The sequence below is a fragment of the Brachybacterium sp. GCM10030267 genome (assembly GCF_042666875.1).
GTDB lineage: Bacteria > Actinomycetota > Actinomycetes > Actinomycetales > Dermabacteraceae > Brachybacterium.
The window spans coordinates 64818-89212 of record NZ_JBHTCX010000006.1 but is presented as its reverse complement, the minus strand read 5'-3'; the positions used below and the strand labels follow the sequence as shown (position 1 = coordinate 89212).

14 protein-coding genes and 3 rRNA genes are annotated in these 24395 nt (G+C 69.0%); all 17 read left to right on the top strand.

Going from position 1 to position 24395, the window contains the following annotated elements:
- A 23S ribosomal RNA gene (locus tag ACFQS2_RS05230) occupies nucleotides 1–2469 on the top strand; the annotation flags it as partial.
- 115 nt (nucleotides 2470–2584) lie between these two features.
- A 5S ribosomal RNA gene (rrf, locus tag ACFQS2_RS05225) occupies nucleotides 2585–2701 on the top strand.
- 191 nt (nucleotides 2702–2892) lie between these two features.
- A 5S ribosomal RNA gene (gene rrf / locus ACFQS2_RS05220) occupies nucleotides 2893–3001 on the top strand.
- Between the two features lie 427 nt (nucleotides 3002–3428).
- On the top strand, nucleotides 3429–4436 hold the full coding sequence (locus ACFQS2_RS05215; RefSeq protein WP_377792937.1) for a polyprenyl synthetase family protein: 1008 nt from the start codon (nucleotides 3429–3431) through the stop codon (nucleotides 4434–4436).
- A gap of 387 nt (nucleotides 4437–4823) precedes the next feature.
- A complete protein-coding gene (locus tag ACFQS2_RS05210; RefSeq protein ID WP_377019902.1) occupies nucleotides 4824–5798 on the top strand; it encodes an AAA family ATPase in 975 nt (324 codons plus the stop codon).
- Nucleotides 5795–7222, top strand: a complete 1428-nt coding sequence (locus ACFQS2_RS05205; protein ID WP_377019901.1) for a DUF58 domain-containing protein — start codon at nucleotides 5795–5797, stop codon at nucleotides 7220–7222. Before ACFQS2_RS05210 ends, ACFQS2_RS05205 begins: the two co-directional genes overlap by 4 nt.
- Nucleotides 7219–9729 (top strand): transglutaminase family protein, encoded by a 2511-nt coding sequence (locus ACFQS2_RS05200; protein WP_377792936.1) that lies wholly within the window; start codon nucleotides 7219–7221, stop codon nucleotides 9727–9729. The genes ACFQS2_RS05205 and ACFQS2_RS05200 overlap by 4 nt, the downstream gene beginning before the upstream one ends.
- A gap of 281 nt (nucleotides 9730–10010) precedes the next feature.
- Nucleotides 10011–11600 carry an RDD family protein gene (locus ACFQS2_RS05195; protein WP_377792935.1) on the top strand — a complete coding sequence of 530 codons (1590 nt, stop codon included), beginning with the start codon at nucleotides 10011–10013 and terminating at the stop codon, nucleotides 11598–11600.
- Nucleotides 11597–12475 (top strand): PP2C family protein-serine/threonine phosphatase, encoded by an 879-nt coding sequence (locus ACFQS2_RS05190; protein WP_377019896.1) that lies wholly within the window; start codon nucleotides 11597–11599, stop codon nucleotides 12473–12475. The genes ACFQS2_RS05195 and ACFQS2_RS05190 overlap by 4 nt, the downstream gene beginning before the upstream one ends.
- Nucleotides 12472–15180, top strand: a complete 2709-nt coding sequence (locus ACFQS2_RS05185) for an FHA domain-containing protein (protein ID WP_377792934.1) — start codon at nucleotides 12472–12474, stop codon at nucleotides 15178–15180. Before ACFQS2_RS05190 ends, ACFQS2_RS05185 begins: the two co-directional genes overlap by 4 nt.
- Nucleotides 15177–16823: a protein kinase gene (locus ACFQS2_RS05180; protein WP_377792933.1), complete on the top strand. Its 1647-nt coding sequence runs from the start codon at nucleotides 15177–15179 to the stop codon at nucleotides 16821–16823. The genes ACFQS2_RS05185 and ACFQS2_RS05180 overlap by 4 nt, the downstream gene beginning before the upstream one ends.
- A gap of 111 nt (nucleotides 16824–16934) precedes the next feature.
- A complete protein-coding gene (locus ACFQS2_RS05175) occupies nucleotides 16935–17648 on the top strand; it encodes a hypothetical protein (RefSeq protein WP_377792932.1) in 714 nt (237 codons plus the stop codon).
- 73 nt (nucleotides 17649–17721) lie between these two features.
- Nucleotides 17722–22185, top strand: a complete 4464-nt coding sequence (locus ACFQS2_RS05170) for an FtsK/SpoIIIE domain-containing protein (protein ID WP_377792931.1) — start codon at nucleotides 17722–17724, stop codon at nucleotides 22183–22185.
- 155 nt (nucleotides 22186–22340) lie between these two features.
- Entirely contained in the window at nucleotides 22341–22610 is a 270-nt protein-coding gene (locus ACFQS2_RS05165; RefSeq protein WP_377019889.1) for a WXG100 family type VII secretion target, read from the top strand.
- A 119-nt stretch (nucleotides 22611–22729) separates the two neighbouring features.
- Nucleotides 22730–23212: a hypothetical protein gene (locus ACFQS2_RS05160; protein WP_377792930.1), complete on the top strand. Its 483-nt coding sequence runs from the start codon at nucleotides 22730–22732 to the stop codon at nucleotides 23210–23212.
- Nucleotides 23213–23527: 315 nt separating this feature from the next.
- The gene (locus ACFQS2_RS05155) at nucleotides 23528–23794 is read left to right on the top strand and encodes a hypothetical protein (protein WP_377792929.1); all 267 of its coding nucleotides are present in this window, start codon (nucleotides 23528–23530) and stop codon (nucleotides 23792–23794) included.
- 47 nt (nucleotides 23795–23841) lie between these two features.
- Nucleotides 23842–24108 (top strand): hypothetical protein, encoded by a 267-nt coding sequence (locus ACFQS2_RS05150; protein WP_377019886.1) that lies wholly within the window; start codon nucleotides 23842–23844, stop codon nucleotides 24106–24108.
- Nucleotides 24109–24395 lie beyond the last annotated feature (287 nt).

Below are 24395 nucleotides of genomic sequence, written 5' to 3'. Positions count from 1 at the left end.
TGAAACCGTGTGCCTACAAGCCGTCGGAGCCTTTTGGGGTGACGGCGTGCCTTTTGAAGAATGAGCCTGCGAGTTAGTGGTCGGTGGCGAGGTTAACCCGTGTGGGGTAGCCGTAGCGAAAGCGAGTCTGAACGGGGCGTTCAGTCGCCGGCTCTAGACCCGAAGCGAAGTGATCTATCCATGGGCAGTGTGAAGCGCGGGTAAGACCGCGTGGAGGCGCGAACCCACTTCAGTTGAAAATGGAGGGGATGACCTGTGGATAGGGGTGAAAGGCCAATCAAACTTCGTGATAGCTGGTTCTCCCCGAAATGCATTTAGGTGCAGCGTTGCGTGTTTCGTGCCGGAGGTAGAGCACTGGATAGGCGATGGGCCCCACCGGGTTACTGACCTTAGCCAAACTCCGAATGCCGGTACGTGAGAGCGCAGCAGTGAGACTGTGGGGGATAAGCTTCATGGTCGAGAGGGAAACAGCCCAGAACATCAGCTAAGGCCCCTAAGCGTGTGCTAAGTGGAAAAGGATGTGGAGTTGCTTAGACAACCAGGAGGTTGGCTTAGAAGCAGCCACCCTTGAAAGAGTGCGTAATAGCTCACTGGTCAAGTGATTCTGCGCCGACAATTTAGCGGGGCTCAAGCACACCGCCGAAGCTGTGTCATTCAGATGTATGTCTGGATGGGTAGGGGAGCGTCGTACAGACTGCGAAGCCGCGGGGTGACCCAGTGGTGGAGGCTGTACGAGTGAGAATGCAGGCATGAGTAGCGAAAGACGGGTGAGAAACCCGTCCGCCGATTGATCAAGGGTTCCAGGGCCAGGTTTATCCGCCCTGGGTTAGTCGGGACCTAAGGCGAGGCCGACAGGCGTAGTCGATGGACATCGGGTTGATATTCCCGAACCGATCGTAGGAGGACCCATACCGAGGCAGCTGATGCTAACCACCCGAGCTGTCGCCATGCCCTTCGGGGTGTGGCTGATGGTGAGGCTGGGAACCAAGGCTGTAGTAGGTCAGCGCAGGGGATGACGCAGAGAGGTAGCTTCCGCGGACTTAATGGAATAGTCCGTCCAAACGAGCAGCCCGAGCACCGGTAATGCGGTGCCGTATTGGGTGAGACGTGATGGGGATCCCGTAGGGGCGAAGGTGAGTGATCCTGTACTGCCTAGAAAAGTTCCGGCGTGACGAATACGGTCGCCCGTACCCGAAACCGACTCAGGTGATCAGGTAGAGAATACCGAGGCGTTCGAGAGAATCGTGGTTAAGGAACTCGGCAAAATGCCCCCGTAACTTCGGGAGAAGGGGGGCCCGAGAGGTGAGAGCCTTGAGGGCCGCAGAGACCAGGGAGAAGCGACTGTTTACTAAAAACACAGGTCCGTGCGAAGTTGTAAAACGCTGTATACGGACTGACGCCTGCCCGGTGCTGGAAGGTTAAGAGGACCGGTTAGATCTTCGGATCGAAGCTGAGAATTTAAGCCCCAGTAAACGGCGGTGGTAACTATAACCATCCTAAGGTAGCGAAATTCCTTGTCGGGTAAGTTCCGACCTGCACGAATGGCGTAACGACTTCTCCACTGTCTCAACCACGAACTCGGCGAAATTGCATTACGAGTAAAGATGCTCGTTACGCGCAGCAGGACGGAAAGACCCCGGGACCTTTACTACAGTTTGATATTGGTGTTCGGGACGGCTTGTGTAGGATAGGTGGGAGACTGGGAAGCATTCACGCCAGTGAGTGTGGAGTCATTGTTGAAATACCACTCTGGTCGTTCTGGATTCCTAACCTCGGTCCGTGATCCGGATCAGGGACAGTGTCTGATGGGTAGTTTAACTGGGGCGGTTGCCTCCTAAAGAGTAACGGAGGCGCTCAAAGGTTCCCTCAGCCTGGTTGGCAATCAGGTGTTGAGTGTAAGTGCACAAGGGAGCTTGACTGCGAGACAGACATGTCGGGCAGGTGCGAAAGCAGGAACTAGTGATCCGGCACCTCATTGTGGAATGGGTGTCGCTCAACGGATAAAAGGTACCCCGGGGATAACAGGCTGATCTTGCCCAAGAGCTCATATCGACGGCATGGTTTGGCACCTCGATGTCGGCTCGTCGCATCCTGGGGCTGGAGTTGGTCCCAAGGGTTAGGCTGTTCGCCTATTAAAGCGGTACGCGAGCTGGGTTTAGAACGTCGTGAGACAGTTCGGTCCCTATCCGCTGCGCGCGTTGGATATTTGAGAAGTCCTGTCCCTAGTACGAGAGGACCGGGATGGACTGACCTCTGGTGTGCCAGTTGTTCTGCCAAGAGCATGGCTGGTTGGCTACGTCGGGAAGGGATAACCGCTGAAAGCATCTAAGCGGGAAGCCTGCTTCAAGATGAGATATCCATACACTTTTGTGTGAGAGGCCCCCAGTAGATGACTGGGTTGATAGGCCAGATGTGGAAGCACGGCAACGTGTGGAGCTGACTGGTACTAATGGCCGATGACTTATCAACACATTTTTTGGTTGTTTGCTGTGTTCGCGTCCACTGTGTGGTTCTGAAGAGACAACCCCGCCATGTGCCCCGGTTTGGTGGGGTGTGTGGGTGGGCTGGTTCGGTCTCGTCGTGTTACGGCGGTCATAGCGTCGAGGAAACGCCCGGTTCCATTCCGAACCCGGAAGCTAAGCTCGATTGCGCCGATGGTACTGCACTCGCGAGGGTGTGGGAGAGTAGGTCGCCGCCGGACATCTTCACTGGGAGTGGGAGTGAGCTGGAGACCCCTTGAACAAGGGGGTTTCGCTCCTCCCACTCCCTTTTTTTTCGCGCCCGAAAACAACCGGCCCCAGCGCAGATCGGCGCGGCGTGGACGGAGCGGGCAGACCCGGGTGTTCCCGGCAAGGGGTGCGGACGCGTGGGGGCTGCGCCCCCGCAGCGGTTCCGGGCGGCGACGGCATCGGCCGATCCNATTCCGAACCCGGAAGCTAAGCTCGATTGCGCCGATGGTACTGCACTCGCGAGGGTGTGGGAGAGTAGGTCGCCGCCGGACATCTTCACTGGGAGTGGGAGTGAGCTGGAGACCCCTTGAACAAGGGGTTTCGCTCCTCCCACTCCCTTTTTTCGCGCCCGAAAACAACCGGCCCAGCGCAGATCGGCGATCCCGGGATGCGGGCGCGAGGGAGGCGGTCCCAGGTACTCGGGGAACCGGCACGGAAGGCTCCGCCCCAGCGCCGCGTGCACCGGGCAGAACAGGCCCGTCCGCCCGGCGAGCGGCCGCTGGGCGTTCTCCCCGTCACGCCGGGACCGACCCCACAGGGCGGCGCGGGCTCGCGCGGGTAGACTTGGTGGCCGCGTGCGTGTTGTGTTCCTTCAGTGGCCGGCGCATGCTCGGCAGCGTCGACCGCCGCCGACCCGCCCGATGTCCGTGTCGGGGGAAGGCGTCCCAGGCGCCGCCCTCGCCCAGCCCCAGGAGAGCCATGCCGTCCTCGCTGCCGGTCGTGCCCGACATCGATGAGCAGCTCGCCTCGCGCGTCGCCGAGCGCCTCGCGTCCGTGGAGAGCGAGCTGCGTGAGTCCGTGGCCACCTCCGATGACATCGCCCGGTGGACGGCTCGCCACCTGATGGATGCCGGCGGCAAGCGCGTCCGCCCGATGCTCGTCCTGCTCGCCGCCTCCCTCGGCGATATCGACCGCGACGGCGTGCTCGATGCCGCGGTGCTGGTGGAGCTGACGCATCTGGCGAGCCTCTATCACGACGACGTGATGGACTCCGCGCCCACCCGCCGCGGCACCGACAGCGCCCACGCGCTCTGGGGGAACAACGTCGCCATCCTCACCGGCGACTTCCTGTTCGCCCGGGCCAGCGCCCTCAGCGCGCGTATAGGCGCCGAGGCGGTCCGGCTCCACTCGGAGACCTTCGAACGACTGTGCCTCGGTCAGCTCCACGAGACCGTCGGGCCGACTCCGTCCGACGACCCGTTCGAGCACTACATCTCGGTGCTCTCCGACAAGACGGCCTCGCTGCTCGCTCTGGCCGGTCAGCTCGGGGCTCTGCTGGCCGGTGCCCCCGAGGGAGCCGGTGACGTGATGCGGCGTTACGGGGAGAAGGTCGGTGTGGCTTTCCAGCTCGCCGACGATGCCCTCGACCTCGCCAGTGATGGCGAGACCAGCGGGAAGACCCCCGGCATCGATCTGCGCGAGGGCGTGCCGACCATGCCCACCCTGCTGATCCGTCGCCGTGCCGCGGAGGCGGCGGACCCGCGCAGCCGCGAGATCGTGGCCCGGTTGGACGGGGATATCAGCAGCGACGACGCGCTGCGCGAGCTGGTCGCCATGCTGCGCGAGGACCAGGCACTGGAGGAGACCCGCGACTTGGCCCGTCGCACAGCTGACGAGGCCGTCGCCATTCTGGCTGAGCTTCCCGACGGACCGGTTCGCGAGGCGCTCACGGAGTTCACCCGGACCCTGGTCCAGCGCCGGCGGTGAGCCGCGCGTGACCCGCCCCCAGGGTCGGTGCCCTGAAATTCCCGACTGATCGCGCTGGAGCGGTCCCTCGTGGCATGGGCAACTCCGGACGAGTACCCTGTGACCGTCGTGCGCGCGCCAGGGGCGGCCCGCCCGCGGGCGTTACCCGTCAGGACGGCCGGGGGTCACCATGCGCACGGCGAGTCGACCACGATCGTGTTCGGGGGGATCCATCATGTCGGTCACCGCTGGAGTGACGCGGCTGCGGCGGCATCACGGCGCCCCCGCGAGCGCCGTGCTCCCGGTCCTCTTCGCGCCGCTGGCCTCGAGCCCGGCGCGGGACCACCGGACGAATCCTGACCACGTGAGAGCCGCCCACCCCTCCGAGCAGAGAGCATCGCCCCTGACATGAGCATGACCCCCGAACAGGCCCGCTGGTTCGCCGAGACGTTCGACAAGCTCGTCCAGAGCGTCGGCCAGGCCGTTCTCGGCAAGAACGAGGTGGTCCGCCTCGTACTGACCGCCATGATGGCTCCCGGCCACGTGCTGCTCGAGGACGCTCCCGGCACCGGCAAGACGTCACTGGCGCGGTCGATCGCTGCCACCGTGCAGGGCACCAGTACCCGCATCCAGTTCACTCCGGACCTCCTGCCCTCGGACGTCACGGGCGTGACGATCTACGACCAGAACACGAAGTCCTTCGAGTTCCACAAGGGACCGGTGTTCGCGAACGTCGTCCTGGCCGACGAGATCAACCGCGCCTCCCCGAAGACCCAGTCGGCGATGCTCGAGGTCATGGAAGAAGGTCGGGTCACGGTGGACGGCGTGACCCACGAGGTGGGCAACCCCTTCATGGTGATCGCCACCCAGAACCCCATCGAGCAGGCCGGCACCTATCGGCTTCCCGAGGCGCAGCTGGACCGCTTCCTGATGAAGACCTCGATCGGATACCCGGACCATGCCTCGAGCGTGCAGATCCTCCAGGGATCCGCGCTGCGCGATCGCAGCAGCCACCTCACTCCCCGGATCTCCCTGCAGGCCGTCAACGACATGACCGAGCTCGCGGCCACGGTGCACGTGGACCCGGCGGTCCTGGAGTACGTCTCCCGCCTGATGGAGGAGACGCGGATGGCTCCCGAGGTACGCGTCGGCGTGTCCATCCGCGGCGCGCTCGCCCTGATGCGCGTGGTCAAGGTCTGGGCGGCGGTCAGCGGACGCCACTACGTCATCCCGGACGACGTCAAGCACCTCGTCGAGCACGTGTGGCTCCACCGTTTCGTCCTCGATCCCGAGGCCGAGTTCGCCGGCACCACCGCCAAGTCCGTGATGACCAAGATCCTCAGCGAGGTGGCGCCTCCGCAGGCGCGTCAGCAGTCCGCATGAGCCCCGAGACGCCCCTCCCCACCGATACCGCCGAGGCCGAGGTCGCCAAGGCGGAGGCGAAGCGACGCCGCGCCACGGCCAGGGCCGAGGCCCGAGCCGAAGCGCGCCGGCGGCGCAAGCAGACCAGGGCCGCTCGCCACGGCACCGCCGGGGCGGGAGCCCCGTCGGCCGACGACGCGGTGAGCCCCGGCGGCGAGGACGGGGCCGCCTCCAGCACCGGACTCGCCGCATGGCGCGATCGGGGCGCCGAGCTGTGGATGCGGCGCATCCATCCGGTCCTCGACGTCGTCTCGCCGATCGGGTGGGCGGTCCTCGCGGTCGCTGCATTCTGCTGGATCGTCGGCCTCTGGCTGCACGTGACCGAACTGAACGTGGTAGCTCTCGCCCTCACAGTGCCTCTGGTGGTCGCGGCGCTGTTCGTCCTGGGCCGGGCCTCGTATCGGGTCACGCTCGATCTCCAGACGCACCGGGTGGTGGTCGGTACGCGCGCCGTCGGTCGCGTCGAGGTCGCGAACCCCACCCAGCGCACCATCCTGCCCTCGCGCATCGAACTGGCGGTCGGTTCCGCCACCGCCCAGTTCATGGTGCCGCGGCTGGCCGCCGACGCCGCTCACGAGGAGCTGTTCGCCGTGCCCACCAAGCGTCGTGCCGTGCTCGTGGTGGGGCCGGTGCGTTCGGTCCGCGACGATCCGCTCTCGCTGATGCGCCGCCAGGTCACCTGGGCCCGGTCGCAGGAGCTGTACGTCCATCCCCGCACGGTGCGACTGGACAAGGCCGCCAGCGGCTTCCTCCGCGACCTGGAAGGCACCCCCTCCTCGGATCTCTCCAGCTCCGACATCGCCTTCCACGCGCTGCGCGACTACGCGCCCGGCGATGACCGGCGCCATGTCCACTGGCGCACCACCGCCCGCACCGGCAAGCTGATGGTCCGCCAGTTCGAGGAGACCCGCCGTTCCCACGTGGCCGTGGCACTGGACAACCTCGCCGAGCACTACGCCACCGAGGGGGAGTTCGAGCTCGCCGTCTCCGCGGCCGCCTCCATCTCGGCCCAGACCCTGCGGGAGGAGAAGGAGCTGACTCCCTTCTCCTTCGACAGGCGTCAGCGCACCGGCAGCTTCCGCCAGCTGATGGACGATTACACGGTCATCGACCAGCTCGGTGGGCAGCTCGCCCTGCATGAGCTTGGGCAGAAGGCGGCGGATCTGGCCCCCAACGCCTCGGCGGTGATGATGGTGGTCGGCTCCCACACGACGGCACGGGAGCTGAACTCGGCCGCGAACCAGCTTCCGATCGGCGTGATGGCCGTGGCGATCCGGTGCGTGGACGACGCCGAGGTGCGCCGGTCCGCGATCGGGGGCCTCGACGTGGTCACCGTCGGGAGCCTGGACACGCTGGCCCGAGCATTGCGGGCGGTGGGTCGATGACCGCCACCGATCCCCGCGCCACCTACTTCGCGTCCGTGTCGACCCCTCGCCGCGCCACGGACATCGTCGTCCTGGCCGCCCTGTTCGTCCTGGGCCTGTTGGGCTTCCAGCACGTCTACGGCGGGGTGCAGTACATCCTGACCGGGATCATGGCGCTCGCGCTGGCCACCCTGATCGCGCTGATCGGCGCCCGCTGGCGGTGGGGGCCGCTGCGGATCACCCCGCTGCTGCTGGTGGTGTACTTCCTGTTCGGCTCCATGTTCGCGGCTCCCACCCGGGCGATCTGGGGAATCATCACCTCCCTCGGCTCGCTGAAAGAATTGCTGTTCGCCCCCGTGACCAGCTGGAAGTCCGCCCTGACCGTGGCCCCGCCCGTCGGATCCGCGCAGGGCGTGCTCGCCGTGGTCTGGATCAGCATGCTGCTGCTGACGCTGCTGTCGATGACCATCGTCATGCGTACCCGCCGCTACGTCCTCGCGTGGCTGTTCCCCCTCGCACTGACGCTGCTGTCGGTCCTCTTCGGCACCCACGAGGCCTTCCTGCCCCTTGTGCGCGGGGTCCTGTTCGCGATCATCTCCGTGGCCTGGTTGACCTGGCGTTTCGAGAGCGGCCGCCTGGACAGTGCGCAGTCCACCATCATCTCCGACACCGTCCGGCCCGGCTCCTGGCAGAACCCCGTGCTGCGCCGCCGCGTGATCGGAGGTGCCGTCATCATGGCGATCGCGGGCGCCGCCGCCTTCGGTGCGCATTCGTTGCTGGATCCGCCCGAGGGGACGACGCGATACGCCCAGCGGGACCAGATGACCCCGCCGTTCGACCCGCGCGAATACGTCTCCCCGTTGACGCAGTTCCGCGGCTATCTCAAGGACCAGCGCGAGGAGGAGCTGTTCACGATCTCGGGAGTGACCAGCGGCGAGCACGTCCGCCTGGCCACGATGGACAAGTATGACCTGCACGTCTACGAGGTCGCCGGCAGCCAGGAGAAGAACACCGCCTCGGGTGCATTCCTGCGCACTGCAGGCGGCGTGAACCTTCACGACCCCAGCGAGCAGCAACGGACCTCGACCGTCACCATCGGGGCGTACACAGGGGTCTGGCTGCCCACGCTGGGCGCGCGCACCGACCGTATCGATCTCGGCGATCTGCCGCCCGAGAGAGCGGGCGTGACAGCTGAGAACCTCTATCTCAACGAGAAGTCGCAGACCGCGGTCAACGCCGTCGGGCTGCGTGAGGGCGACACCTATGACCTGCGCTACGAGCCGTACACCGAGCCGACCACCGAGGAGACGCGCACGGCTCGATTCGCTGATGTCGACCTGCCGGAGAACAGCAGGGTCGACGAGATCAGCGCGCTCGCCGAGGAATGGGCCGGCGAGCCGGGCTCGGACTACGAGAAGTTCCAGAACCTGTCGCGGTCGATCAAGACCGACGCCTACTTCTCGCACGGCCTGGACGACGACACCGCCTCACTGTCCGGGCACGGCGTGAGCCGGCTGCTCGCGATGCTCGAGGAGCCCAGCTTCGACGAGGAGCAGGCGGACGCACAACCGCTGGGGCGCATCGGCGACGAGGAGCAGTTCGCGGCCCTGACCGCGGTGATGGCGCGTTCGATCGACATCCCGGCGCGCGTGGTCATGGGATTCGAGGTTCCCGAGGGCGAGGAGGGGACCGTCTCCATCACGGGTGGGGACGTCACCGCGTGGGTCGAGGTCGCCTTCGACGGACTCGGGTGGGTGCGTTTCGACCCTGCCCCGGACGAGGACGACGAGCCGACCCAGCCCGAACCCAAGGAGGTCGAGAAGCCCCTGCCTCAGGTCGCTCAGCCCCCGCCTCCGCCCGCCGAGCCGCCGAGCCCCCCGCCCGGCGCGATGAGTGATGACACCGACGACGAGGAGGACCCCCAGGACGAGACCGTCTCCTGGGCCGTGTACGTCGGAGCCGGTCTGGTCCCGCTCGTGATCGGGATGGCGCTGGCGGCCATCATCGTGGCGAAGGCCGTTCGGCGCGGCCGACGGCGCAGCCGCGGGCCACTGCCCCAACGCATCGACGGCGGCTGGCAGGAGATCCTCGACCTGATGACGGACCTCGGTCAGAGGCCTGACCCGATGATGACCCGGGCGGAGACTGCGGCGCGCCTGGAGGCGGCGACCCCGGCCATGGGGGCGCTGACCCTGGCCGGTCGGGCCGACCGCGCCGTGTTCGGGCCCGACGACCTGCCGGACGCGGCGGCCGAGGAGTACTGGTCCCACGTGATGGCGGCCCGGCGTACCATGTCTGCCGCCGTGCCGTGGTACAAGCGGATGTTCGCGGCGGTGTCGCTGCGCTCCTTCCGCAGGAGATCGGCGGATCGCCGCAGCGATCGCAAGCGCACCCGCGCCGCCGAACGCGCCCGTGAGAAGGCGCGGCGTCGCACCGAGGCGATGCGTCGTCGGTCCTCACGCGGCACGCTGCGGGGCATGTCCACCAGCGCCGCGAAGAAGTCGCCGAGGAGGGGCCCGTCCCGATGAACCAGACGCGTTATTGCAGCACCTGCGGGACTCTGCTGATGGAAGGCGCCGCGATCTGCGGCGAGTGCGGGGCCCGCTATCAGGCGTCGCCGTACGAGCGGCGGGCGACGGACGCCCCAGGGGCATGGTCACAGCCCCCCAAGCCCCGTTCACGCGACCTTGGCGGTCGCGAATCGGAGGAGCCGGAGGAGGAAGGGATCGAACTGATCTCGCGCGACGCCCTCGAGCCGAAGCAGCCGGGCGCGACGGCACTTCGCTCCCAGGAACAGTACGATCAGGTGATGGTCACTCAGCCACCGATGAACCAGAGCGGTCCCGGCGCATCGTTCAGCCAGCCGAGCGGGCCGGGGTCACCGGGCTCCGTGCCGGCGCCCGAGGAGCCGAACAGCCCTGAACTGGGCCCACCCCTGGACGGCTGCGCGCCCGCGACGCCCCTGAAGCGCTTTCTCGCGGCGCTGATCGATGCCGCGATCGCCCTGGTGGTGCTGGTCCCGTTCCTGATCGGCGTGATCCTGCTGCTGATCCAGGACCCCATCACCCTGCTGCCGCAGATCCTCATCGGAGTCGGCGCCGCTCTTCCCGCCGCCTATGCCGTGCTGATGATCTGGCTGTCCGGTGCGAAGGGCATCAGTCTCGGCAAGCTCATTCTCGGGCTGCGCATCACCCGATACAGCGAGGGTGGGCCGATCGGTTTCCTGCGCGCGCTGGGTCGCTGGTTCCTGTACGGCATCATCTGGCCGGTCATGGCGCTGTCGATCTTCCTGGATCCGCGCAAGGTGCTGAGGGGCTTCCACGACCGGGCGGTCGATTCCGTGGTGGTCGACATCAAGGCCGGCCGCAATCCCTTCACGCCGCGACCCGACGACTTCGAACGGCCCGGGGCCGAGCATTACCTCGGGGCTTCCTCGGTGCACGTCGACGCCCACGAGAACCTCCTGGCCGAGCCCGGTGCGGCATGGAGGGGAAACGCCCAGGCCCAGGGGACCGGCGCATCGGCCGCGGCGCACCCGTCGTCCTCCGGCGCGTGGGCCGCGCAGCCACAGGCCGAGAGCCCGTACGCGCCGCCCGCCCCGTCGGGCTCCTCCGCCTCGGAGCCCCAGGTCTCCGCTTCTCCCTGGTCCTCCCCGCCGCCGGCGTCATGGGAGAACCAGTCCGCTGCGCCGCAGCAGAGCGAGGACAGCGGATGGGCGCCCCCGCCCCCTGCTCAGCAGGTGCCGGCACCGCAGCAGCCGCAGCCCTCATCGTGGGACGAGCCGCAGCATCCCGAGACGCAGGCGCCCCAGCTGTGGAGCCCGCCGCCTGCGGCAGCTGCCCCGCCGGCACCGGCCGCCGCCGCCCCGCCGGCTCCCGGCAGCGCACAGCCGCCCGAGCCGCAGCATCACCCCGATGCTGCTGCGGAGCCGGTCCCTGCTCCGAGCGAGCTCACCGCGGACGCCTGGGACCCCGGCGATGGCGAGGTCGACGAGCGGACTCGGATGACCGCGCCGGATGAGCCGCTGGAGGATCTCGAGCAGACCCGGGTCTCCGTGGCCTCGCTGCCGCCGGCGAGGAAGCTCCGTCTGACCGATGACACCGGCACCGATCGGGTGGTGGACAGGGCCGTCGTGATCGGGCGCAATCCCACGGCCGCGGGCGGAGAGGTGCTGTTCGTCCTGAAGGACGACACCCGCTCGGTTTCCAAGACCCACCTCCGTGCCGACGGCACCGGCGAGGAGATCACCGTCACCGATCTCGGGTCGACGAACGGATCGACCATCCTGCGCGAGGACGGTTCCCGCGAGCACCTCGTCCCCAACACCCCGACCGTCCTGCCTGCCGGGGCCAAGGTCACGCTGGGGGATAGGACCCTGTCCGTGGAGAGGGAGCAGTGATCGACCGGTCTCTGTCGGATCCGGACATCCAGGGCACGATCCGGGCCGTCTCGGCGGCCGTGACGCACGTGGGCCACGTCCGCGCGACCAACGAGGACGGCGTTCTCAATGCGCCGCCGATCTACCTGGTCGCGGACGGCATGGGAGGTCACAATGCCGGCGAGGTGGCCAGCGCTATCGCGGTCGAGGAGTTCGAGAAGCTCACGATCCAGGAGAACGTCACCGTCGAGCAGCTCGGTGACGCCTTGCGCACCGCCGCCGAGAGGATCGGTGAACTCGGCGGGGAGACCACGCTCGGGGCCGGGACGACCGTCGCGGTCGTGGCCACGATGGTGCTCGACGGGATCGGGTACTGGGTCGTCCTCAACCTCGGCGATTCTCGGGTGTACCGACTCTCCGGGGAGATCTTCGAACAGGTCAGCGTCGATCACTCCGTGGTCCAGGAACTCATGGACCGCGGAGAGCTCAGCATCGATGAGGCCCGCGTGCACCCCTACCGTCACATGGTTACCCGCGCGCTGGGCGCCGGGCCGGAGTCGGAGCCCGATTACTGGCTGATCCCGGCAGAGGCCGGGGACAGGATGCTGATCTGCTCCGACGGCCTGACCGGCGAGGTCGAGGACGCCACGATCGAACGGATGCTGCGCGCGCCCTCGGACGTGCGCACGCTCAGCGAGGACCTGGTGCGCCTCGCGCTCGACAGCGGCGGTCGGGACAACGTCAGCGTGGTCATCGTCGAGGCCGTCGAGGTGGTGGGGGCGGCGCCGGGGCCCCGGCCCTCCGCCGCCGACGTCGCCACGCCCGCTGAGGAGTTCGAGGTCGACGAGGACACCTTGCCCCGGGCCATCCCGGGTGAGGGAGGCGAGAGGGGATGAGCGAGGAGGACGAGAAGACGACTCTGCTCGGGCCCGGGACGTGGACCCAGCAGGGCCCCGCCACCCTCGTCGTACGCGAGGCCGGCTGGGTGGTGCTGGTCCCGGGGCTCCGGAAGGAGGTCACCGAGGCCGCATGGACCGTGCTCGGCGAGAACCCGGCCCCTGAGGAGTTCCTCGACAAGCTGGTCGAGGCGGCGGAGCTCGAGAGCGCGGACAAGCTGACCGCGATCCTGTTCGGTTTCCTCGACGGCACGACGGGGACGTTCGGCGTGAAGGGGAAGACTCCGATCGCGGTCTACACCCCGGAGGGCTCCATCCAGATCGCCGGGACCGACGAGGAACCCTTCGTGCTGAAGACCCTCGAGGATGTGCGCCGCACCGCCTTCGGCGACCTTCCCGCCGAGGAATCGGTGGGCGCGCCGCGCGTCGCGGCAGGTATCGCCCGGGTGCGGGGATTCGTGCACGTGACCGTGGACCCCGCAGAACTGGACGAGGACGCCCGCGCGGCGCTCGCCGAGCAGGTCGAGAACGACGGGAGGTCCATCGAGGACCCCGAGGCCAGGAAGCGCCGCGCCGAGCGCCCCAAGCCGGCCCCGCAACCGGCTGCGAGCAGCACCAGCTCATCGGGCTCCTCCGGCTCCTCGGACCGGAGACCGATGATGGCGACCCGCAAGCCCGGGGAGATGCCGCCGTCGGTCTCCGGCGGCGCGACACCAGCGGCCTCCGCCGCCTCCGAACCGGCCGACAGCGGCCCGAACATGTTCGACGATCTCTTCGCCGACAAGAAGCCCGAGCCGGAGGCGCCGGGGCCCCCAGCGGCCCCGGCCCCGAGCGAGCCGGCAGAGCCGGTCTCCGAGGAGGCCGCCCCGAGCTCTCCGGCCGAGCCGGCAGAGGCCTCGACGACCTCCGCGGCTGCTCCCGCCGCACCGGCCGACCCTGCTCCGGCTCCCCGGAGTGCGGAGAGTGCCGAGGCGGGTCGCCGCCGCCTCGTGAGCACGTCGCTCTTCGACCGGAAGCGACGCAGCAGTCGTCCCGCCGGCGCGGAGCCCCAGCAGTCCTCTGCCGCCGGCCCGCCGGATCCGAGTCCCGAGGTGTCCGCTCCGGCACCATCGGCCCCCGACGCCCCTGAGCGCCTCGAGAACCCCGGCTCGTCCGTCGGCACGGACCCCTCCGACGTCACGATCGCGCCGGACCCGTCGAGCTCGATCCCGACCCCCGAGCCGCCCGATGACGACGAGTTCGAATCCCCGCCCACCCAGATCGCGCCGATCGACGACGGCGAGGGGCCGGAGGACGACGAGCCCGCAGCCTCTCCGAATGCTCCACGGCCGCGCCCGGCGGCCGTCTCGCCACCACCTGATCTGGAGAACACCGGAGCCTACGACGACCTGTTCGGCAAGACGGTATTCCGTCGGATCGAGGACGCGGCCGTGCGGAGATCCGAGGAGGACGAGGACGACGAGGCCGCGGCGAGCGAGGACCCGGCAGCTCTCGCTGAGGAGCCGGCGCAGTCGCCGACCACTGCCGAGCCCGAGGACGACGAGCTGAACGGCGAACCGGAACCGGCTGCCCCGGAGCCCGCGACCGACAGCCACGGCGACTTCATCGACTGGGTCCCCGGAGTGGGCCGCACGGCACCCGAGATCGCGCAGGCCGCGGCTCGTCGTGCCACCGAGAAGCCGCGGCCCGAGCCCGCATATCCGCAGGTGCAGATGGCAGAGCGGCCGCCCGCTCCACAGACCGGATCCCGCCCCGCGGCGGTCCGGCCGGACGACCACAGAACCCAGAACCCGTCGGCCCCGGCCCCCGGCTACGGGGGACAGGGCAGCGGCGGGTACGCAGGGCAGCAGGTCGGATACCCCTCCCCGCCGCAGGGCGCCGGACCTCAGTACGGCAACGCGCCCGTCGACCCGGCCGCGGCCGGGCACCAGGTCGGATTCCCGGGCGCACCGATGAGCGGGGCGCCGGCGGCCGGTGACCCCAGGCACGCCGGATACGCCGGGCCGCCCGGATACTCCGCGCCCAGCCCGGGTTCTCACCACCGCGGTGCCTACCCGTCCCAGCAGCCGCCGGCTCCCGGTGCTTCCGCACCCTCGTCGCACGCCCCGGGCGCTCCGACAGCGCAGCCCGCCGGAGCGGGAGCCGGCCGCCCGCGGCCACCGGCGCCGCCGCCGGGCAGCGCCCCGCCGGCCACGCCCGCGGCGCCCGGCGCCCCGACCGCCGGCCCCGGCCATCCTGCCGGAGGGGCCGTGGCGCTGCCGGGCCTGGTCTGCCAGAACGGGCATGCCAATCCTCCGGAGCGCTCGCAGTGCCGGGCCTGCGGGGCCCCTCTGCAGGGAGCGACCCGCACGGTGGCCCGGCCTCCGCTCGGGGTCGTGGAGTCCTCCACGGGCGAGAGGTTCGTGCTGGACCGCACCGCCATCATCGGCCGCCGGCCGCGCGCCTCCCGGGTCAGCGGCAACGACGTCCCGCAGCTGATCACCGTGCCGAGCCCCCAGCAGGACATCTCCCGCTCCCACCTCGAACTCCGGCTCGAGGGATGGCACGTGGTCGCACTCGACCTGGGAGCGACCAACGGGACGACGCTGCACCGCGCCGGGACGGACCCGGTGCGTCTGCGGCCGCGCGAAGGCGTCGTCCTGCACGATGGGGACCGGCTCGATCTCGGTGATGGCGTGCATCTGCTGATGAGGGAGCGGGTATGAGTCCGAGACCGCCCTCGCCGCCGCCCGGCCTTCCCGGATACGAGTACGAGCAGCTGCTCGGCTCCGGAGGCTTCGCCGACGTCTTCCTGTATCGCCAGTCCCGCCCGCAGCGACGGGTCGCGATCAAGGTCCTCCTCTCGAACGTGCTGGACGACACGGTGCGGCGGCAGTTCGACGCCGAGGCGAACGTCATGGCGCAGATGTCCACGCACCCCTCGATCGTGACGATCCATCAGGCCGAGGTCTCCGACGACCACCGGCCCTACATCGTCATGGAGTACTGCCCGCGGCCCAACTACGGGGTCCGTTTCCGCAAGGAGCGCATCACCGTCGCCGAAGCGCTGCGCGTCGGAGTCCAGATCGCTGGCGCTGTGGAGACCGCCCATCGTGCCGGCATCCTCCATCGCGACATCAAACCGGCGAACATCCTGGTCACCGACTACAACCGGCCGGCATTGACCGACTTCGGCATCTCCATAGCGACCGGACAGGGGCACGATGTCGATGATTCGCAGGGCATGTCGATCCCGTGGTCCCCGCCGGAGTTCTTCGCCGACCCTCCGCGCGCCGACGTGCGCAGCGACGTGTTCTCGCTGGCCGCGACCGTGTACTCGCTGCTGGCGGGACAGACCCCGTTCGAGCTGAGAGGGCAGCGCAACTCCGCCTCCGATCTCATCCACCGCATCACCTCCGAGCCGCTGCCTCCGCTGAACCGGCCCGACATCCCGCCCGAGCTGAACCGCGTGCTCTCGATCGCGATGGCCAAGGACCCGGCCAGTCGTTACGACACCGCTCTGGCCTTCGGCCGCGGGCTGCAGCAGGTGGAGCTCTCCCTCTCGCTGCCGGTCACCCAGATGGACGTGCTCGACGACCGCGGCACGCATTCCACGCACGGCTCCGAGGATGACGAGCTGGACATGCATACTCGGATCCGGAAGGTCGCCACCGTCGACCCGGACTCCGGCGGGCCTGCCTCGCACGAGCGCAAGCGGCCGCTGGACCCGTACGCCGGAGTGGCCCCCGCCCACGTTGCGCCGTCGGCTCAGCCGGTCGGGACGCCGGCGACCGCCTCCGCCGTTGAATCGGAGGGGGAGTCGACCATGCTGCGGCCGGCCGGGGCGGCGCTCGCGTCAGGCGGGTCGGCCGCGCCCCCCGAGGCGAACGAGCAGCGTCCCCCCGAGCAGCGGAAGACGCCGGCCTGGCCGTTCGTCACCCTCGCCGCCGTGCTGATCATCGTGCTCGGAGTGGGCGCCACCCTCGCGGTGCGGATGTTCGTGGTGGAGCCACCCGAAGCGGCCCCCACCTCCGACATCAATGTGGCCACGGGGGCCGCGGAGCCGCCCGGGCCGCCGCAGGACCCCACGGTCGAGATCATCGCTCCCGAGGAGGGCAGCGTCACCGGGCGCGCCCGGGTGGCCTGGGAGGCACCGGAGAACTTCCGCGAGGGCCAGCTCTTCAAGGTGCGGTGGAAGGACATGCCCAGCAACTACGAGCGCTATGCCGCCGCCCAGGAAGTCTTCGGGCGCACGTCGCACGTGGTCGAGATCCCGCCCGGACTCCCGGATCGCTGCGTCGAGGTGCAGACCGTCGACACCAACGGCCCGGCGAGCAAGTGGGTGGAGGCCTGTCTCGATGGGGGCTGACGGGTACGGTGCACTGATGGCCGGGGACCAGCGGGAACAGAATGCCGCGGTGGCGGACATGGGCGAGTGGACACGACGTGGCGAGCGCCGCGAGAGAGGGGATGAGTGACGATGGCGTCGACGATTTCGGTCGAGTTCTGCGGCGAATGGTTCCGGGTCGCCGAGGGCGAGGAGATGACGATCGGACGCGAGGCCGATCTCAGCGTCGACGACGAGAACCCGTTCCTCCATCGGCGCTTCCTCTCGATCGTCCAGGTCGAGTCCATGTGGTGGCTGGTCAATATCGGCTCGCGGCTGTCGGCCACGATCACGGATGGTTCCGGCTCCATGCAGGCGTGGCTCGCGCCCGGGGCCCGCATCCCGCTCGTCTTCGATGAGACCCGGGTCGTGTTCACCGCGGGCCCGACGACCTACGACCTCTCCATCCACGCCGAGTCCCCCGAGTTCGAGCGCACCGCCGGGCCCGACGACCCGGCGGGGGAGACGACCGTGGGCTCGGTGCAGCTCACTCCCAGTCAGAAGCTGCTGGTCCTCGCCCTGTCCGAGCCCATGCTCACTCGCGAGGGCTCCTCCGGGATGAGCTCCGTGCCGACGTCCGCGCAGGCGTCCAAGCGCCTCGGCTGGCAGCTGACGAAGTTCAACCGCAAGCTCGACAACGTCTGCGACAAGCTCGACCGGCTCGGCGTGCGCGGGCTGCGCGGTGGTCCGGGGAAGCTCGCGAGCAACCGTCGTGCGAGGCTGGTCGAGCACGCGGTGTTCTCCCGGCTCGTCACCACCGACGACCTGCCGCTGCTGGACCGGTCGCACGAGGTGGATGAGGACTAGCAACGACGGATCGGATCGCCCTCGAGGCTGATCCGGACGGCGGGCGAGGCGCCCGCCAGGGGGAGAGACACCTATGCGCATCAAACTCACTCTGCGCAGGCCCGAAGACCGGCTGACGGACCTCGAGGTGACGGCCGACGCCACGGCCACCGTGGCCGACGTGGCGCGCGCGCTGTATCTCGCGGACCCGCTGCGCAGCGAGGTCGAGGCTCCGGAAGGCCTCACGCTGCAGGTCCAGGATCCCGGCGCCGGCCCGGGCGCGAACGGCGTGCGGTCCCTGGACCGCGAGATCGATCTGATCCAGGCCGGCCTGCGCTCCGGCAGTGTGGTCTCCATCGCCCGCTCCTCGTCCGAATACGCCACCCGCTCCGAGTCCCGCGGCGCGGCGGTCGCTCTCATGCGCGTGCTTTCCGGTCCGGAGGCAGGTCGGGAGTATCCGTTGCCCAGCGGCTCGAGCGTCGTCGGCCGCGAAGGCGACCTCGACATCCGCATCGCCGACCCCATGCTCTCGAAGCGCCACGCCCGCATCAACGTCGGCGACTCCATCGAGATCGTCGACCTGCACTCCTCCAACGGCGTGGTCATCGGCGGCGAGCAGGTCCAGCGCGCCGTGATCGGTCCGGCCGACACCGTCCTGATCGGCCAGACCACGTTCTCGGTGATCGCCCTGCACCGGCTGGGAGGAACCACCCCCAGCTCGCCGGTCGTCGAGTTCAACCGCTCCCCGCGCGTGGTGCCGCGGTTCCCCTATCGGCCGCTGAAGGCGCCCACGCCGCCCAAGGAACCGACCCCGCAGTTCTTCCCCATCTTCATGATGTTCGCCCCGATCCTCATGGGCGCCTTCATGTTCTCGCTGACTCGCAGCCCGTTCTCGCTGATGTTCGTGTTCATGATGCCGATGATGGCCACGGCCGGGTATCTGAACCGCAAGTTCCAGCAGAAGAAGCAGCTCGAACAGCAGATCAAGAACTTCGAGGACGGTCTGGCCGCCCTCAAACGCCGGGTCACGGCCGCGCAGGACCTCGAGCGGGCCGTGCGCCTGGTCGAAGCTCCGTCCGCGGCCGACACGGTCGATGCGGCCTTCCGGCTGGGGCGGCTGCTGTGGACCCACCGCCCCGAGCACAACGCCTTCGCCACGGTGCGCCTGGGCCTGGGGATCGCCGAGTCGCGGGTGGGCATCGAGATGCCGGGGGAGAACGACGCCATCCCCAAGTACTACGACATGCTCGATGACATGCACGAGGAGTACAAGATGATCGCCGGGGTGCCGATCGTCGCCGAGCTCCGCTACGCGGGCAACATCGGGGTGGCCGGCGGAGGGGACGAGGCCGACGGTGTGGCTCGCGGCCTGGTGACCCAGATGTTCTCCCTGCACTCGCCGGCGGAGATGGCGATCGCCGCGATCACCTCCCGCTCCAGCCGCGAGATGTGGCACTGGCTGAAGTGGCTGCCGCACACCTCGAGCCCGCATTCCCCGCTGCCCGGCGACCATCTGGCCGACACCCCCGGCCGCGGCACCTCGCTGCTCTCCCGCATCGAGGAGCTCATCGAACAGCGCGCCGGGGACGCTCCGGCGGCGCTGCGCACTCCGATGACCCCGGACATCACGCAGGACCCGCCCGTCCCGCCCGAGCCGGTCGCGCCGAACCTGGCGGTGATCATCGAGGACGACGCCCCGGTCGATCGCGCCCGCCTGGTGCGCATCGCCGAACGCGGCCCGGATGTAGGCGTCCACGTGATCTGGAGCGCCTCCAACGTGGCGGCGCTGCCGGCCGCCTGCCGCACGTACGTCTCCGTGGAGGAGACCGTCGAGGGCGCGAGCGCCGGGCACGTCCGGGTGGGGGAGCGGTTCTACCCGGTCACCGTCGAGACGGTCTCGATCGAGGTGGCCTCGGGCGTGGCCCGGCACCTCTCCCCGGTGGTCGACGCCGGCGTGCCGATCGACGACGACTCCGACCTGCCGCGCTCCATCTCGTATCTCAAGCTCGGTGGGATGCAGATGGCCGAGGAGCCGAACTACATCATCGAGCGGTGGAAGGAGAACAACTCCCTGACCCCGCGTGACGGCTCCGAGCCGCAGCGGCGCAAGCACGACGCGAATCTGCGCGGACTCATCGGTCACAACGGCCAGGACGCCTTCCACCTCGATCTGCGCACCAACGGTCCCCACGCCCTCGTCGGCGGCACCACCGGTGCCGGCAAGTCGGAGTTCCTCCAGGCCTGGGTGCTGGGCATGGCCACGGCGCACAGCCCCGACCGCGTGACCTTCCTGTTCGTGGACTACAAGGGCGGCGCCGCCTTCGCCGACGCCATCGCCCTCCCGCACGCGGTGGGCCTGGTCACCGACCTCTCCCAGCACCTGGTCCGCCGCGCCCTGACCTCCCTGCGCGCCGAGCTGCAGTATCGCGAGCACCTGCTGAACCGGAAGAAGGCCAAGGACCTGGTCTCCCTCGAACGCACCGGTGACCCGGAGACCCCGCCGAGCCTGATCATCATCGTCGACGAGTTCGCGGCGCTGGCCAAGGAGATCCCCGAGTTCGTCGACGGCGTCGTGGACGTCGCCGCTCGCGGCCGCTCCCTGGGCCTGCACCTGATCCTGGCGACCCAGCGCCCCGCCGGCGTCATCAAGGACAACCTGCGGGCCAACACCAACCTGCGCATCGCTCTGCGCATGGCCGACGAGGCCGACTCCAAGGACATCCTGGGAGACAAGATGGCCGCCCACTTCGATCCGAGCATCCCCGGCCGCGCCGCGGCCAAGACCGGCCCCGGGCGGATCGCGACGTTCCAGTCGGGGTATGCCGGTGGCTGGACCACCGACGAGCCCGAACGTGCCCGCATCGACATCGTCGAGAAGGATTTCGGCACCGGTGAGCAGTGGGACGTCCCCGCACCTCCCACCAAGGAGGTCACGGACCCCGGCCCCAACGACATCTCCCGCGTGGTCTCCACCATCATCGCCGCAGCGGAGACCGCCGGCGTCCCTGCTCCCCGCAAACCGTGGCTGTCCGAGCTCGCCGACGCCTACGACCTCTCCCGTCTGCCCAGCCGGCGCACCGACGAGGAGCTGCTGATGGGCGTCATGGACGTTCCCGAGGACCAGGCCCAGCCGACGGTCTCCTACTACCCGGACCGGGACGGCAACATGGCCATCTACGGCACCGGTGGCTCCGGCAAGTCGACCACGCTGCGCACCATCGCGATCTCGGCCGCCTCGACCGTGCGCGGCGGTCCGGTCCAGGTCTACGGGCTCGACTTCGGCGCCTCCGGCCTGACCATGCTCGAGGAGCTCCCGCACGTGGGCGCGATCGTCTCGGGCGACGACGAGGAGCGCGTCATCCGACTGCTGCGCACGTTGCGCGAGCTGATCGATGAGCGCGCCAAGGAGTTCGCGAAGGTCCGTGCCGGCTCGGTGTCCGAATATCGAGAGCTCGCCGGGAAGCCGGACACGCCCCGGATCCTGCTGCTGGTCGACGGCATGGCCGCCTTCCGGGAGGCCTACGACTACTCCAACCTCACCAAGTGGTTCACGGCCTTCGTGCAGATCGCGACGGACGGCCGGCAGGTGGGCGTGCACGTCATCGTCACCGGCGACCGCCCGAACGCCATCCCCACCTCCTTGGGCTCGTCCATCCAGCGCCGCCTGATCCACCGCATGGCCAGCGACGACGACTACGCCGGATTCGGTGAGCCGAAGGACGTGCTGGATGCCAACTCCCCTCCGGGGCGCGCCATCCTCGGGGGCCACGAGGTCCAGGTCGCCGTCCACGGCGGGGATGCCAACGTGGCCATCCAATCCCGGGAGGTCAGCAAGCTCGCGCAGGCCATGCGGCGCGCCGGCATGCCGGAGGCGCCCGAGATCCGGCGGCTGCCCGAGCGCGTCGAGTTCGCGGACCTGCGGCCCGTGGTCGAGGGCCGGCCCGTGCTGGGGCTGGCCGACGAGACGCTCTCGGAGATCACGTACGAGCCGCGCGGCGCCTTCATGGTCACCGGACCGATGGGCTCCGGGCGCACCACGGCGATGCTCACCATCGCGACCGGGCTGAAGGCGATGCCCTCTCCCATGCGGCTGGTCCGCTTCTCGTCCCGGCGCACCCCGCTGACGGGTCTGCCGGTGTGGGACGTGGAGGGCTCCGACCCGGACACCGTCAAGGAGCTCGCCGGGCAGCTGCGCGGGACGATCGAATCCGGAGCCGTGGGGGAGGGGCGCCTGGCCCTGTTCATCGACGGCGTCGCGGACTTCACCGGCACCGGCGTCGAGAAGGATCTCGATCAGCTGATCCGCGCGTGCACTCGGGAGGGCCAGTTCGTGGTCGGCGAGAACGAATCGGCGTCGTGGTCCCAGGCCTACGTGCTCGCCCAGCCGTTCAAGGCGGGCCGGCGCGGTCTGCTGCTGCAGCCGGGGGACATGGACGGCGACTCCCTGCTGGGAACGAGCTTGGGGCGGATCCGTCGTGCGGACTTCCCCGCCGGCCGCGGCTTCCTCGTCTACAGCGGTCGCGCGATGAAGCTGCAGGTCGCGCAGATCACCGCCTGATCCGGCGCCGTGCCGACGCGGAGTTATCCCCATGGGGACTCCTCCCCATGGTCCCTCCTGCGTCCTCGCTCTAGAGTGAGGACGTCGAACGACGGCAGGGGCCGGTGCACCGGATCGGGGGCGCAGGCGAGACTTCAGGAAGGGGAACCCGAACCGTGAACACCACGCAGGGTATGAATGTCGAAGAGGTCCGGCGGATGTCCAGCCAGCTGCGCGAGGCAGCTGAGGAGATCACGCGGATCGAACAGGATCTGACCTCCGGCCTCGAGAGCGTGGACTGGACCGGGCCCGACGCGGAGCGCTTCCGCGGTCAGTGGAGCGGGGAGATGGTTCCCGCACTGCAGCAGGTCATGAACTCGGTGAACGATCTGGGTGAGACCGCCGATCGCAACGCCTCCGAGCAGGAGGCGACCTCGTCGAGCTGATGAGGCGGCAGGTCCGAGAGGCGGCCGCGCACGAGGGCCCGAGCGGATGCGCCGCTCGGGCCCTCGTGCTTCCCTGATAGGTTGAGCGCCGTCACGGTGGGAGGAAACGGAGCATTTTCATGGCCAAGACAATCTCGTATCCGAGCGCGGACTTCCCCGGCCCGCCGCGGATCGCGATCGACGTGCCGGACGACTGGGAGACGCTGACGGTCCCCGGTGTGCAGCTCGCCGTCGCGCAGCCGCGCCTGGAGGGCCGGTTCCGGGCCAATGTCGTGGTCACCGTGCAGCGGTTCGGTCCGGACTTCACCCTGGAGGCGGCCAAGGCCGGTCTCGACCAGCGCAAGGCCGCGCTGCCCGAGCTCGAGGAGCTCGGCACGGGGGAGATCGACGTGGACGGGACCGCCTGGATCGCCAGCGAGTACGGGTACACGCAACCAGGCCGGCCCACTGTGGTCCAGGCTGCCCGCTACGCCGTCATCGACCGTGGAGGCGTTGCCACCGATGTGCTCGAGGTGGTCGGCAGCTGCGGCGCCGAGAGCGCCGAGGACGAGATCGAAACAGTCCGCTCGATCCAGGATTCGGTGCAGCTGGACCTCGACTGAGCAATGGGGCACCTGCCTCGCGACCCCGGACCTGCGCGCCAGGCCCGGGGTCCTTCATGTGTGCACGGGGTGGTGCGGAGCGTGCGGGGTGCATGGTTCCCGCCCCGATGGCGCGCGTCGCGTGCGAGCCGTGGGTGCGCGGCGCGAGGGCGGCCGCCGGCCGGGAACGGGTGGGGAGTTCTCCCCATCGACGCTCCGTGGCGCGGGCCATAGAGTGAAGTCATCACCGAGGGGGAACGTCACGGAAGCGGCCACAGCGCCGCAGAGGCCGCCTCCTGGCTGATGTCCGAAGAATCGCACTATGAGGGGAACACCATGACCAAGAAGGGTATGGATCCGGAGGCCGTCGAGGCCATCGCCAACGACGTCGACGAGCTCGTCGAGAACTTCAAGTCCATCTACGACGGCCGTCTCGGCCACGTCACCGACCTCGACTGGACCGGCGAGGACCGCGACAAGTACATCTCCGAGTTCGAGAGCGTCGTCGGCCAGGCGAACACGGCGGCCATCCAGCGGCTCACCGATCTCGCGAACCGCATGCGCACCAATGCGCAGCAGCAGCGCGAGGCCTCCAGCAACTGATCAGCGTCTGACCACAGAACTCACCGATCTCACTAAGGGGAAACACCATGGCTTTCAAGGGAATGAATCCGGACGAGGGTCGCGATACCGCGCAGCTGGTCGACGAGGCCGGCACCGTCGTCAACGACCTCACCGATACCCGTACCTCCGCGATCATGGGCGTTGCCTGGGTCGGCCCGGACTACGACTCCTTCACCGAGGACTGGAACGCGTTCCTCTCCGGACCGCTGGCCAACCTCTCCGACGCCTACAACCAGAAGGCGAAGGAGCTCACCCAGCACGCCGAGGAGCAGGACACCACCTCGAACCAGTGACTCCGTCCGGTGCCGTCCGCGGCCCGGTCCACTGCACGACGGACGCCCCGTCTCCCGATCGGGAGGCGGGGCGTCCGTCGTCGTCCCGCCTGCTCCGTCCACAGCCGCTGATTCCTGCGATCTCGGCTCTGAGCTGGCAGAAGAATCGGTCGCGGAATTGGGGAGGGGCATGGGGAGTGCTCCCCATCGCGAAGCCCGGGGAGCCCGTCTAGAGTTGAGTCATCACCTGGAGGACAGGTGGCGGGACGCGGTTTCGGCTTCGACGGTCGGCTGCCCCGGGTGGAAAG